The 11,365-nt window shown below is 74.1% G+C and carries 11 protein-coding genes; 3 read left to right on the top strand and 8 right to left on the bottom strand.

The window, feature by feature from the left end; translation table 11 throughout:
- Positions 1 to 162: 162 nt before the first annotated feature.
- Entirely contained in the window at positions 163 to 399 is a 237-nt protein-coding gene (locus ACFQ6N_RS39380) for a DUF2277 domain-containing protein (RefSeq protein WP_380658966.1), read from the bottom strand.
- Between the two features lie 153 nt (positions 400 to 552).
- Here ACFQ6N_RS39380 and ACFQ6N_RS39375 point away from each other — a divergent pair, with 153 nt between their 5' ends.
- The gene (locus tag ACFQ6N_RS39375) at positions 553 to 1,746 is read left to right on the top strand and encodes an MFS transporter (protein ID WP_380658965.1); all 1,194 of its coding nucleotides are present in this window, start codon (positions 553 to 555) and stop codon (positions 1,744 to 1,746) included.
- Here the strand turns inward: ACFQ6N_RS39375 and ACFQ6N_RS39370 are convergent.
- The 3 genes from ACFQ6N_RS39370 to ACFQ6N_RS39360 all read right to left on the bottom strand — a co-directional run bounded on the left by ACFQ6N_RS39370 (position 1,736) and on the right by ACFQ6N_RS39360 (position 4,413).
- Positions 1,736 to 2,263: a gamma carbonic anhydrase family protein gene (locus tag ACFQ6N_RS39370; protein ID WP_380658964.1), complete on the bottom strand. Its 528-nt coding sequence runs from the start codon at positions 2,261 to 2,263 to the stop codon at positions 1,736 to 1,738. The two genes, ACFQ6N_RS39375 and ACFQ6N_RS39370, sit on opposite strands and share 11 nt — an antisense overlap.
- 158 nt (positions 2,264 to 2,421) lie before the next feature.
- Positions 2,422 to 3,672: a serine hydrolase domain-containing protein gene (locus tag ACFQ6N_RS39365; RefSeq protein ID WP_380658963.1), complete on the bottom strand. Its 1,251-nt coding sequence runs from the start codon at positions 3,670 to 3,672 to the stop codon at positions 2,422 to 2,424.
- 174 nt (positions 3,673 to 3,846) lie between these two features.
- Positions 3,847 to 4,413 (bottom strand): DJ-1/PfpI family protein, encoded by a 567-nt coding sequence (locus ACFQ6N_RS39360; RefSeq protein WP_380658962.1) that lies wholly within the window; start codon positions 4,411 to 4,413, stop codon positions 3,847 to 3,849.
- Positions 4,414 to 4,695: 282 nt separating this feature from the next.
- On the opposite strand from ACFQ6N_RS39360, the gene ACFQ6N_RS39355 reads away from it, so the two are divergent.
- Both ACFQ6N_RS39355 and ACFQ6N_RS39350 read left to right on the top strand, forming a co-directional pair.
- Entirely contained in the window at positions 4,696 to 5,244 is a 549-nt protein-coding gene (locus ACFQ6N_RS39355) for an RBBP9/YdeN family alpha/beta hydrolase (RefSeq protein WP_380658961.1), read from the top strand.
- A 19-nt stretch (positions 5,245 to 5,263) separates the two neighbouring features.
- Positions 5,264 to 5,863, top strand: a complete 600-nt coding sequence (locus ACFQ6N_RS39350; RefSeq protein ID WP_380658960.1) for a hypothetical protein — start codon at positions 5,264 to 5,266, stop codon at positions 5,861 to 5,863.
- Between the two features lie 89 nt (positions 5,864 to 5,952).
- Here ACFQ6N_RS39350 and ACFQ6N_RS39345 read toward each other — a convergent pair whose 3' ends face one another.
- From ACFQ6N_RS39345 to ACFQ6N_RS39330, 4 genes are all read right to left on the bottom strand, one after another.
- Positions 5,953 to 6,249: a hypothetical protein gene (locus ACFQ6N_RS39345; protein WP_380658959.1), complete on the bottom strand. Its 297-nt coding sequence runs from the start codon at positions 6,247 to 6,249 to the stop codon at positions 5,953 to 5,955.
- 84 nt (positions 6,250 to 6,333) lie between these two features.
- Positions 6,334 to 8,646, bottom strand: a complete 2,313-nt coding sequence (locus ACFQ6N_RS39340; protein WP_380658958.1) for a transglycosylase domain-containing protein — start codon at positions 8,644 to 8,646, stop codon at positions 6,334 to 6,336.
- Positions 8,647 to 8,871: 225 nt separating this feature from the next.
- Positions 8,872 to 10,368, bottom strand: a complete 1,497-nt coding sequence (locus ACFQ6N_RS39335) for an alpha/beta hydrolase (protein ID WP_380658957.1) — start codon at positions 10,366 to 10,368, stop codon at positions 8,872 to 8,874.
- Positions 10,369 to 10,565: 197 nt separating this feature from the next.
- Positions 10,566 to 11,261, bottom strand: coding sequence for an HAD-IA family hydrolase (locus ACFQ6N_RS39330; RefSeq protein WP_380658956.1), 696 nt, complete (start codon positions 11,259 to 11,261; stop codon positions 10,566 to 10,568).
- Between the last annotated feature and the right edge of the window lie 104 nt (positions 11,262 to 11,365).

The following is an 11,365-nucleotide window of genomic DNA, read 5'->3' as shown; positions in this document are numbered from 1 at the left end:
GGGGGGGGCGGGGGGGGGGGGGTTTGGTGTGGGCTTACGGGTGGGGGGGTTACATCCCCTGCCCCGGCGCCGTGGGGGGGGGCGCCCCGGCAGCCTCCGGGCGCCCCCGCGGCGGAACCTGCCGGACACGCGTCGTGACGTGTCGTGACGCTTCGTGACGCGCTACCCCGCGGCCTCGGCGGCCCGGGCGTGCGAGCCGCGGACCTCCAGCTCGGCGAGCAGCCGGGCGGTGGCCTCCGTCACCGCCTCCACGGCCCGGTCGAAGGCCTCCCGGTTGTGCGCCGCCGGGGCGCGGAAGCCGGAGACCTTCCGGACGTACTGGAGTGCGGCGGCCCGGAAGTCGTCCTCGTCGGCGTCGGGCGTGACGGGCGGTCGCAGCGTCTTGATGTTGCGGCACATGCCCCCAGTCTCGCGCGCGGAGGCCGCGCAGGCGACCCCCTTTCGTCACACACGCCTCACGAGGCGGTCATCCGGCCGGATTAGGATGCCGGACGAACGAATTCGTCCGCCGCGCGCTCCCCCGGTCGTCGGCATCACCCCGGAGTCACCCCCTTGCCTCTCGCGCTGCTCGCGCTGGCCGTCACCGCGTTCGCCATCGGCACCACCGAGTTCGCCGCCATGGGGCTGCTCCCCCAGGTCGCCGACAGCCTCCACGTCTCCATCCCGCAGGCGGGCTGGCTGATATCGGCGTACGCGCTGGGCGTGGTGGTCGGCGCGCCGCTGCTGACCGCGCTGGCCGCCGGGCGGCCGCGCAAGGCGGTGCTGGTGGCCCTGGCCGGACTGTTCGCGACCGGCAACCTGCTGTGCGCGCTGGCGCCGGACTTCTGGACGCTGGCCGCCGCGCGGCTGGTCACCGGGCTGCCGCACGGCGCGTTCTTCGGGGCGGGCGCGGTGGCCGCGGCCGAGCTGGTCGCGCCGGACCGGCGGGCCCGGGCGGTGGCCGTGATGTTCTCCGGGCTGACCGTCGCCAACATCGTCGGCGTCCCGGCCGCCACCCTGCTCGGCCAGCACCTGGGCTGGCGCGCCACCATGCTGGTGGTCGTGCTGATCGCCGCCGCCGGGACGCTCGCCATCGCCAGGCTGGTGCCCGCCCTGCCCTCCCCCGGCCAGTCCGGGCTCCGGCACGAGCTGCGGGCCTTCCGCAGCGGGCAGCTGTGGCTGGCGCTGGCCACCGTGGTGTTCGGCTGCGGCGGCTTCTTCGCCTGCTACAGCTACATCGCGCCGCTGCTCACCGAGGTGTCCGGGTACGCGACCGGCTCGGTGACCCTGGTGCTGGCGCTGTTCGGGGTCGGGATGACCATCGGCAACGTGCTCGGCGGGTTCGCCGCCGACCGGGCGCTGCGGCCCACCGTCTGTGCCGCCTTCGTCCTGCTCTCCGCCACCCTGGCGCTGTTCGCGCTGACCGCGCACGCCCGCTGGTCGGCGGCCGTGACGGTGGTGCTGATCGGGCTGTTCGGCTTCGCGATCGTGCCGGCCGTGCAGACCCTGGTGCTGCAGAAGGCGCGCAGCGCTCCGACACTGGCCTCGGCGACGGTGCAGGGCGCCTTCAACCTGGCCAACGCCCAGGGCGCCTACTTCGGCGGACTGGCCCTGGACGCCCGGCTCGGCTGGACCGCGCCGACGCTGGTGGGCTCGGTCCTGGCCGCCGTCGGCGCCGTGGTCGCGGTGCTCGCCTGGGCGGCCGACCGGCGGCGGCCCGCACCCGCGGTCGCGGAGCCGGCCGCCGCCGCCCTGGTCAGCCCCTGACGATCTCCCGGTGGGCGTCGGCGAGCAGCCGGTAGCCCTCGCCGTTCGCCTTGATGCCGGCCCGCTCGTCCTCGCCCAGCTCGCGGCGGACCCTGGCCGGGACGCCCGCGACCAGCGAGCCGGGCGGCACGACCATCCCCTGCGGGACGACCGCGCCCGCCGCGACCAGCGAACCGGTGCCGATCCGGGCGCCGTTCAGCACGGTGGCGTTCATCCCCACCAGGACGTCGTCCTCGACGGTGCAGCCGTGCAGCACCGCGTTGTGGCCGACCGAGATCCGCTCGCCGACCACCAGCGGGAAGCCGGGGTCGGCGTGCAGGGTGCAGTTGTCCTGGATGTTGCTGCCCGCGCCGACGCTGATGGACTCGGCGTCGCCGCGCAGCACCGCGCCGTACCAGACGCTCGCGCCGGCGCCGAGGGTCACGTCCCCGACCACGACGGCGTTCGGCGCGACGAAGGCGCCCGGGTCGACGGCGGGCACCTTGCCCCCGACTGCGGCGATCAGCGGCTCTGCCATGTCTCGTCCTCCTGGTGACGGCCGGCGGGTTCTGTCGCCGGTCAGCGTAGGGGGCGGGCCACGGCGCGGTGCGGGCGAGGCCGGGTACGGGCCTGCCCGGGCCTACGGGGCCGCCGGGGCCTGCCCGGGCCTACGGGGCCGCCGGGGCCTACCCGGGCCTACGGGGCCTGCGGGCCGCACAGGGCGGTGAAGGCCACGTTGTTCCAGGCCGCGCGGCCCGCGGCCTCGTCCGGGACGTCGTACATGGTGGTGTTGGCGGCGAACTGGCGCTTGCCGTCCGGGGAGGACAGCATCGTGTTCAGGTAGCCGGGGATGCCTCCGGCGTGGCCCCAGACCGGGCCGCACGGGGTGTCCATGCGCTGGATGCCGAGGCCGTAGGTCCGGCCCTCGCCGTGGGTGGTGGTCTGCTGCATCGCGGCGAGTTCGGCCGGGCGCAGCAGGCGGCCGCCGAACAGGGCGCGGAGGAAGGCGGTCAGGTCGGCGGTGGTGGAGACGGCGCCGCCGGAGGGGCCGGCCATCGAGGGATTGAGCAGGGTGACGTCGACCGGGCCGGTGGCCGTCTTGAGGTAGCCGTGGGCGTGCGGGCCGGGGATGAAGGGGAGGTCCCCGGGCAGCGAGGTGCCGGTGAGGTGGAGCGGGCGGATGATCCGGCGGGTGACCTCGTCGCTCCAGCTGTGGCCGGTGAGCTTCTCGATGATCATCGCGACCAGGATGTAGTTGGTGTTGGAGTACTTCCAGTCCTGGCCCGGGGCGAAGGTCGGCGGGTACCTGTCGGCGATGCCGACCAGGTCCCGGAGGCTGTAGGACGTGAAGCGGCCGGTGGTCAGCCAGCCCGGCTGGTAGAAGTCGAAGGCCGGGTCCTTGGTGTAGTCGGCGACCCCGCTGGTGTGGTTCAGCAGTTGCCGGACGGTGATCCCGGTGCTGTTCGGGACGATGCCGGGCAGCAGGGATTCGAGGTGATCGTCCAGGTCCAGCCGGTGCTCGCCGACGAGTTGGAGCAGGGTGGTGGCGACGAAGGTCTTGGTGCTGCTGCCGATCCGGAAGCGGCCCTCGGGGTCCGCGGGGGCCCTGGTGGCGAGGTCGGCGACGCCGGTGGCGTCGCGCCAGACCAGGCGGCCGTCCTCCCGGACGGCGGCGAGGGCGGAGGTGGAGTAGCCGAGGTCGGTCAGGGCGGCCAGGGCGGCGTGGGCGGCCGTCCGGTCGATGTGGCCTGCGGGACTTGTGGGGCTTGTGGGGCGTGCCGGGTCCGCGAGGTCGACGACGGCACGGTCGGCGGCACGGTCGGCGGGCCGGGCGGCGGCGACGGGTGCGAGTGTGGCGAGCAGTCCGGCGCCCACGGCGAGCGTGACGGCGGCCCGGAGGGCGGGCCTGCGGGACTTCCCGGTGCGGGCGGTCTGGTCGGCGGTCATGCCGTTCTCCCAGGGTCAGGGGTGCCGGAGCCGCAACTCCGGCTGCTTCCATGGCTGTTGACACCATGGCAAGCCGTCCGACCCCGGTCGTCAGCCTCTGGAGGGCCGGCGCCCCTGACCGGACCCCGGCGCCGCACCCCGAGAGTCCTCGGGGTGCGGCCGGGGCCGGTCGGGTCAGGCCAGCGGGGCCTTGGTGCGCAGGACCTCGATGAAGGCGCGCAGCCAGGCCGGGTGGTCGGGCCAGGCGCGGGCCGAGACGACCACGCCGTCCACCACGGCCTCGCTGTCGACGAACTCGGCGCCCGCCGCCTCGACGTCCGGGGCCAGCGCCGGGTAGGCGGAGGTGCGGCGGCCGTCCAGGACGCCGGCGGCGGCGGTGATCAGCGGGCCGTGGCAGATCTGGGCGACGGGCTTGTCCCCGGCGAAGAAGTGCCGGGTGATCCGCAGGACGTCCGGGTTGTTGCGCAGGTACTCGGGGGCGCGGCCGCCGGGGATGACCAGGGCCACGTAGTCGGCCGGGTCGACGTCGGCGAGGGCGATGTCGGCGGGCCAGGTGTAGCCCGGCTTCTCCGTGTAGGTGTCGTAGCCCTCGACGAAGTCGTGCACCACGAACTGCAGGCGCTTCTTGGTCGGGGCCGCGATGTCGACCTGGTAGCCCTCCTCGCGCAGCCGCTGGTACGGGTAGAACACCTCCAGCGACTCGGCGGCGTCCCCGGTGACGAGCAGGATCTTCGATGTCATCGCCGACATCCCTCCACGTGATCGGTCCTCAGTTTCCCTGGGGGCCACGGACGGTGGCGGCCGGGCCGGGCCCGGTCCAACCTCCCGCACCCGGCGCACCGTTGGCAACAGGGCGCACCGGGCGCACGGCGGCGCGTACGGAGGTGCGCGCGCCGGTTGCGGAGCGCGCGCGCCGGGCCGCCGCCCGGCTGCGGAGGCCCCCGGCCCGCGGCCTAGACTCCTGCTGCTCACGGCTGCCGCCCACGGCGGCAGGCCACCACCGACCGCCTCCCGGAGAAGCCCATGCCGGACCGCACCACCTACCTCGTCCTCCCCGGCTACCAGAACTCGGGTCCCGAGCACTGGCAGAGCCGCTGGGAGGCCGCCGACCCGCAGGCCTTCCGCCGGGTCGAGCAGGCGGACTGGGAGCACCCGGAGCGCGCGGACTGGGTGGCCCGGGTGGACGCGGCGGTGGCGTCGGCCGCCGCCGGCGGCCCGGTCGTCCTGGTCGCCCACAGCCTGGGCTGCGTCACCGCGGCCCACTGGGCGGCCACCGCCCCGGCCGAGCGGACCGCCGCCGTCCGCGGCGCGCTGCTGGTCGCTCCGGCCGACGTCGACACCGCGCAGGTGCCGGAGCTGGTGGGCTTCCGCCCGGTGGCGCTGGAGCCGTTCCCGTTCCCGACCGTGGTGGTCTCCTCGACCGACGACCCGTGGGTCTCCCCCGAGCGGGCCCGCGCCTTCGCCGCGGCCTGGGGCGCCCGCTACGTCGAGCCGGGCGCCCACGGGCACCTCAACTCCGACTCCGGGCTCGGCGACTGGCCGGAGGGCCGCGAGCTGCTCGCCGGGCTGTGACACCGTGGACGGGGGGACGATGAGGAAGCGGACGTCACGGTCCAGGCGCGTCCTGGTCCGGCTGCTGGCGGCCGGCGGGCTGGCCGCCGTGCTGCTGTACACCGAGGGCCAGTGGGAGAGCCGCTCGGGCGGCCGGATGCTGGTCGCCGACCTGCTCAACCAGCCGGAGCTGCTGCTCGGCGGGGCCCTGGCCGCGCTGATCGCGGCCGCCTGGCTGGGCGACCTGCGGGCCGCCGCCCTGCGCACGGCCACCCGGGCGGTCACCGTGACCGCCGGGGTGGTGTTCGTGCTCGGCGTGCTGGCCGCGCACAAGGTCTCGGCGGCCGAGACCCGCAGCCGGGAGGACGCCCCGGCCGGGGCGGAGCGGTCGCTGGTGGTGGTGCACCGCTCGTACGCCACCGGGCCGGCGCCGGGCGAGCACTGGCAGGTCCTGCTGGAGTCCGGCGAGGGCTGGGGGGCGCGGCGCTGGGCGCTGGCCGACATCGGCGGGGGGCCGGACGACACCAGGCTGGTGGAGGCGAGCTGGACCGGGCGGGAGCAGATCACCGTGGTGACCGACTCCTACCGGCGGGTGTTCAACCTCGACCAGGACAGCGGCGAGCCGGTCGAGGCGCGGTAGCGCGGCGCCGGCTCGCGGGCCGGCGGTTCGGGGCTCGGGACGTCGGCTCGGGGCTCAGGCCGGCGGCTCGGGACGTCGGCCGCCGCCGGTCACCGCAGCCCCAGGCCGTGGGCGGCGAGCGCCAGCAGCGCGGCGTTGCCGGCCGCGCCCAGGGCGGTGGCGGAGAGGAAGCGGGCCGCCGTGCCGTCCGGGAACGGGTTGACGGTCATCGCGAGCAGGAAGCCCGGCATCGTCCACACCACCGCCGTCCACTGCCGGACGGCGTTGGCGGCGCTCACTCCGGCGCGCAGTTCGGCGGCCGCGGCGAGGGCGATCACCAGGTAGCCGGCCAGGTAGCCGGTCGAGGGCCAGAAGACGGCGGGGACGCCGAGGATGCTGTGCGGCATGGCGCCATCGTCCGCCGCCCGGGGCCGGCCCCGCATGAGTACGGGTACTCATGCGGGGCCGGTCGCGGTCCCGGCCGGGCTGCGCTACTGGTCCTCGGGGTCCGTCGGGCCGGCCTGGGTGGTCGGGCCGGTGCGGCCGGTCGGGCTGCCGCCGCGCTGCCGGCCCTGGTTCCCGTTGCCCCCCGGGCTGCCCGTGGTGGCGGCGCCGGTGCAGGTGGCCGGGCTCGACGAGCCGCCGGCGGTGGAGCAGTTCGGGTCCCGCTTGGGCGGGTCCGGGATGTAGACGGTGGTGAACTCGTGCTCCGGCATGCTCCGGACCGCGTCGCTCATCGCCTTCTGCCAGATCGGCCCGGGGCCGGTCGCGCCGAAGACCTCGGCCTGGTACTTGCCGCCGATCCGGATGTTGCGCATCGGCACCTTGGTGCCCGGGCTGCCCAGCCAGACCGAGCCGGCCAGGTTGCCCGTGTAGCCGGTGAACCAGGCCGACTTCTTCTCGTCGGTGGTGCCGGTCTTGCCCGCGATCTGGCGGCCGTCGTCGAGGCCGAGGTCCCGCGCGGTGCCGCCCTTCTCGGTCACGCCGAGCAGCACGCTGTTGATCACGTCGGCGGTGTCCTCGGACATCGCCTGGGAGCACTGGGCCGGCGGCACCGGCACGTCCTTGCCGTCCACGGTGGTGATCCGGTTGATCGCCATCGGCGCGCAGTAGCTGCCCCGGGCGGCGAAGGTCGCGTAGACGTCGGCCATGGTCAGCGGGCTGACCTCCTGGGTGCCGAGGCCGAGCGCGGGCACCTCCTGGAGCGGCGAGCCGTCCGCCTTGCCGCCCACGCCCAGCTTGTTGGCCATCTGCTTGACCGCGCAGAGGCCGATCTCCTGCTCCATCTGCACGAAGTAGGTGTTGACCGAGAGCGCCATGGCCTGCTTGAGCTCGTACGGGCCGACCTCGGAGGTGCTCTCGTTGGGGATGGTCCCGTCCTTCTTGCCCTTGCCGAGGTTCTTCCAGGTGCCGTCGCAGGTCTTCATCGTCGGCCAGTCCATCCGGTTCGGGGAGTCGTACCGCTGGGTCGGCGACAGACCGGCCTCCAGGGCGGCGGCGGCCACGATCGGCTTGAAGTTGGAGCCGGGTTGGAAGCCGATGCCGCCGCCCATCGCCGCGTCCACGTTGTAGTTGACGACGGTCTCGTTCTTCTCCTTGTCCAGGCCGTACGGGCGGGTCTGCGCCATCGCCAGGATCTTGCCGCTGCCGGGCTCGACCATCGTCATCGCGGCCGAGACCGGGTCGGTGACGTACACCTTGGTGGAGACGGCGTTCTGGGCGGCGGCCTGCTTGTCCGGGTCCAGGGTGGTGTAGATGTTCAGGCCGCCGGTGTCCCACAGCTTCTTGCGCTCGGCCGAGCTCTTGCCGAACGCCGGGTCCTGCTTGACGACGTGGCGCACGTAGTCGCAGAAGAAGCCCATGCCGGCCTTGGCGGTGATGCAGCCGTTCTGCGGGTCCTTGTAGTTCAGGCCGAGCGGGGCGGCCTTCGCCTCCTTGGCCTGGTCGGCCGTGATGTGCTTGTTCTCCAGCATCTTGTCGATGACGGTGTCGCGGCGCTTCTGGGCCGCCACCGGGTGCAGCTTCGGGTCGTACTGGGACGGGTTCTGCACCAGCCCGGCGAGCATCGCCGCCTCGGGCAGGGTGAGGTCCTTGGCGTCCTTGCTGAAGTAGCGCTGCGAGGCGGCCTGGATGCCGTACGCCTGGTGGCCGTAGAAGGTGATGTTGAGGTAGTTGGTGAGGATCTGCTCCTTGGTCAGGTCCTCCTCCAGCTTGATGGCGTACCGGAGTTCCTGGATCTTGCGGCCGAGCGTCTTGCGCTGGGCCTCGCGCACCGCCTCCGGGTCGTCGCCCGCCTTCTCCACGTTGACGTTCTTCACGTACTGCTGCGTGAGGGTGGAGGCGCCCTGCACGGTGGCGCCGCTCTCCGCGTTCTTGGTGACGGCCCGCAGGATGCCCTTGAGGTCGACGGCGCCGTGCTCGTAGAAGCGGGCGTCCTCGATGTCCACCTGCGCCCGGCGGATCAGCGGGGACATCTGGTCGGCGGTCAGAACGGTGCGGTCACGCTCGTAGACCTTGGCGATCAGGCCGCCGCCGGCGTCGAATATCTGGGTGGCCTGGGTGAGCGGCGGGGTCTTGAAGTCGTCGGGGATGTTCTGGAAGCCCTCGGCGCCGCTCTTCGCGCCGAGTCCCACCGCGCCGGCCGCCGGGAGGATCAGGCCCGCCAGCAGCACACCCCCGAGCACACTGGCGCCGAGGAACGTGGCCGCATGGCCCAGGAGTCCGAGCGGGGTCTCACGTCGGCTCGGGCGCGGCACCCAGGTGTCGCCCCGGTCCCGGGAAGGTATGCGGCTCTTCGGTGACATAGTTCGAACATTACGGCCGTACGGACCCCGTACGGGCGGGGTGTCGGCGAAGGATTGTCACAAAATCGCGACGGATTCGACTCATTCACGAGGGTCGAACGGACGTGCACGCAGGGCCAAGGGCCGTTCGTCCACGGCCTGTTGGCCCCGCGTGCCGCCGGCACCCCCAGCGTCCTCCCGGCAACCACCCAGCGGACGCCCAGATTTCCGGCCGGCGACCGCCGGTCACCCGGCCGGGCAGAACACGTCCCCGGCCGGACGCCGGCCGGTGACCAGGTAGTCCGTCACCGCCGCGTCACCGCAGGCGTTCCCGTTGGCGAGGTAGGCGTCGTGGCCACCGGAGTCCACCGTGACCATCCGGGCCCGCTCCCCGAACGCCGCCCGCAGCTTGAGCGCACCGCTGTACGGGGTCGCGGGGTCGCGCAGGTTCTGCACCATCAGGACGTTCGCCGGGCCGCGGCCGGTCACCTTCACCGGCGGCTCGGCGGGGGCGTACGGCCAGAAGGCGCAGGGCATCACGTTCACCGGCATCCCGGCGGTGAGCGGACGGGCCGCGCGGTCGGCGGCGACGTCCTTGGTGTACGCCGACGGGTCGGCGGGCCAGGCCACGTCGTTGCAGAGGGTGCCGGCGGAGGCCGCGATGTGGTTCTGCATCACCTCGTCGGGCGGCAGCACCGGCACGGGCAGCGGGCGGCGGCCGAGGCCGACCAGCATCAGCCGGGCCAGGTCGGGGAACCTGGCGTCCGCGTACAGGCTCTGCAGCATGGTCTCCCGCAGCCCGTTCCCGTCCAGCTGCGCCGGGTTGGCGCCCGGCCAGGGCAGCGGCGCGCGGTCGAGCCGGGCGGCGAGATCGAGGAACAGCGGGCGGACCTCCTCGGGGGTGTCCGCGACCCGGTCCGGGTTGTCCGGCGAGGCGGCCCACCGGGCGAAGTCCGGGAAGCGGTCCTCGGCGCCCTGGCCGAAGGCGGCCAGCCAGCCCCGGCCGACCCTCGTCGGATCCGGGTCGTCGTTGCTGTCCAGCACGATCCGGTCGGTCCGCCCGGGGAACATCGTGGCGTAGACGGCCCCCGCGTAGGTGCCGTACGAGGTGCCCCAGGCGGAGAGCTTGCGCTCGCCGAGCGCCCGGCGGACGCTGTCGATGTCCCGGGCCTCGTTCGCCGTGGAGATGCTGCGCAGCACCGGGCCTCCGTTGCGGGCGCAGGCGTCGGCGAAGCGGTGCCCGCCGGTGACGTTTCCGTCGGTCGAGCCGTCCGCGGCGGGCCAGGGGCGGAGTTTGACCCAGGCCAGGTCCGCGTGGTCCAGGCCGCAGCTGACCGGAGTGGAGCGGCCGACGCCGCGCGGGTCGAAGCCGACCAGGTCGAAGCGGTCCAGGACGGACTGCGGCAGCCGCTTGACGGCGGCGGACGGGCGGTCCAGGCCGTTGTCGCCGGGGCCGCCCGGCACGATCAGCAGGACGCCGTGGCGCAGGCCGGGCTTGGCGGTGGCGATCCGGGAGACCGCGACGGTGATCCGCGCGCCGTGCGGGTCGCGGTAGTCCAGCGGTACGGAGAGGTCGGCGCACTGCTGGCGCGGGTCCGCCTGGCCCTGGCAGGCGGACCAGGCGAGGCGCCCCGGTCCGCCCTGCGGGGCTTCGGCCGCGGTGGCGGGCAGGGCGGTCAGGACGGTGACGGCGAGGGCGGCGGTCGCGGTCGCCGCGGCGATGGTCCGGGTGGGCTTCGTCATGCCCAAGAGTCTGCTGCGGCAGGGGACTTGGACCCATCCGGGCAGCGGGACGGTCGGGGGTGGGGTAATCCCCCGCCCGCCGGGTGGCGGTGGCTGCCGGCGGGCGGGGACGCTGGGGGCGTTGGGGCGCAGGGGTGTAAGGGCGCAGGGGTGTAAGGGCGTATGGGCGCAGCGGTGTAAGGGCGTAAGGGTCCGACTCAGGAAGGGAGTTCGGCCAGCAGGGGCGTCAGCGCGTCCGGGCGCCGGTCGACGGGCAGGTGCTCGACCGCGTGGAAGGCGCAGCCGAGGGCCGTCGCGCCGCCGTCGCAGGTCCGGTCGTCACCGACCATCAGCACGTCGGCCGGGGCGAGTCCGAGCCGGGCGCAGGCGTTCTCGAAGATCACCGGGTCGGGCTTCTGGGCGCCGACCTCGTACGACAGCACGTAGTCGTCGACCAGTTCGTCCAGCCCGTGGGTGCGGAAGATCGGGCGCAGGTCCCAGCCGATGTTGCTCACCACGGCGACCGGGACGCCCCGCCTGCGCAGCTCGCGCAGCACGGGGGCGGCGTCCGGGTACGGGCGCCAACTCGCGGGCGCCATGTGGGTGTCGTACAGCGCGTCCACGTCGACGGCGGCGGGCGGTTCGGCGGCGCGGGCCAGCGCGGTGTACGCGGCGCGGTGGAGTTCGGGGGTCAGGTCCCGGGTGTCCCAGGCCTCCTGGACCTCGGCGGGGATCCGGCGGGGCGCCACCCCGCCGGGCAGGGCGCCGAACTCCTCCAGTCGGCCGACCAGTTCGGCCTGCTCGGGGGCGGACAGGGCGAGGCCGGCGGCGGCGCTGTAGGCCGCCAGCCACTCGGCCGTGGAGACCACCCGGAAGAGGGTGCCGGAGAAATCGAACATCACGCCTTTGGTCATGGCCCCGAGCCTAGTGTCCTGAGTCTTGAATTTCGTTCATAAATATAGACTGGGCCTATGGCGCGGACGGGTCGACCAAAGGTCGAGTTGGTGTTGTCGGACGA

The sequence above is a fragment of the Kitasatospora sp. NPDC056446 genome (assembly GCF_042796115.1).
Taxonomy (GTDB): domain Bacteria; phylum Actinomycetota; class Actinomycetes; order Streptomycetales; family Streptomycetaceae; genus Kitasatospora.
Note: the sequence above shows the minus strand (reverse complement) of the source record. Positions and strands in the feature narration are given on the sequence as shown.

What these genes read in the sequence shown, in the direction of transcription:
- ACFQ6N_RS39380 (WP_380658966.1), bottom strand. Translation starts at nt 399, where the DNA reads ATGTGCCGCAACATCAAGACGCTGCGACCGCCCGTCACGCCCGACGCC.
- ACFQ6N_RS39370 (WP_380658964.1), bottom strand. Translation starts at nt 2,263, where the DNA reads ATGGCAGAGCCGCTGATCGCCGCAGTCGGGGGCAAGGTGCCCGCCGTC.
- ACFQ6N_RS39365 (WP_380658963.1), bottom strand. Translation starts at nt 3,672, where the DNA reads ATGACCGCCGACCAGACCGCCCGCACCGGGAAGTCCCGCAGGCCCGCC.
- ACFQ6N_RS39360 (WP_380658962.1), bottom strand. Translation starts at nt 4,413, where the DNA reads ATGACATCGAAGATCCTGCTCGTCACCGGGGACGCCGCCGAGTCGCTG.
- ACFQ6N_RS39355 (WP_380658961.1), top strand. Translation starts at nt 4,696, where the DNA reads ATGCCGGACCGCACCACCTACCTCGTCCTCCCCGGCTACCAGAACTCG.
- ACFQ6N_RS39350 (WP_380658960.1), top strand. Translation starts at nt 5,264, where the DNA reads ATGAGGAAGCGGACGTCACGGTCCAGGCGCGTCCTGGTCCGGCTGCTG.
- ACFQ6N_RS39345 (WP_380658959.1), bottom strand. Translation starts at nt 6,249, where the DNA reads ATGCCGCACAGCATCCTCGGCGTCCCCGCCGTCTTCTGGCCCTCGACC.
- ACFQ6N_RS39340 (WP_380658958.1), bottom strand. Translation starts at nt 8,646, where the DNA reads ATGTCACCGAAGAGCCGCATACCTTCCCGGGACCGGGGCGACACCTGG.
- ACFQ6N_RS39335 (WP_380658957.1), bottom strand. Translation starts at nt 10,368, where the DNA reads ATGACGAAGCCCACCCGGACCATCGCCGCGGCGACCGCGACCGCCGCC.
- ACFQ6N_RS39330 (WP_380658956.1), bottom strand. Translation starts at nt 11,261, where the DNA reads ATGACCAAAGGCGTGATGTTCGATTTCTCCGGCACCCTCTTCCGGGTG.